1 protein-coding gene is annotated in these 371 nt (G+C 70.1%); it reads left to right on the top strand.

The window, feature by feature from the left end; genetic code table 11:
* Positions 1 to 152: 152 nt before the first annotated feature.
* Positions 153 to 371: CNNM domain-containing protein (locus AC1DYG_RS20720; RefSeq protein WP_477641708.1), on the top strand; the 219-nt coding region annotated here is incomplete at its 3' end.

The raw sequence follows: 371 nt of genomic DNA, 5'->3' as shown, positions 1-371 counted from the left end.
GGACCACGGTGCCTGAGGCACCCACTACCGACATCGCCGACTCGGCCGAGTCCGGCGACGAGAGTTCCACTTCGGAGGGCTCTTCTACCGAGCCGGGCGACAAACCCGGCGGCACCATCTCGTTCCCTGCCCCCGTCCGGGGGCGATGATCCATGCAGACCGCACTCACAGTCCTCAGCGTTCTGGGCTTCCTGGCGCTGACCGCCGGCACCGCACTCTTCGTGGCCGCCGAGTTCTCGCTGACCGCGCTCGAGCGGAGCACCGTCGACGCGCACGCCCGTGACGGCGACCGCCGCGCCAAGCAGGTGCAGCACGCGCACCGGACGCTCTCCTTCCAGCTCTCCGGCGCCCAGCTCGGCATCACCATCACC

Source organism: Pedococcus sp. P1_H8, assembly GCF_056405175.1.
Note: the sequence above shows the minus strand (reverse complement) of the source record. Positions and strands in the feature narration are given on the sequence as shown.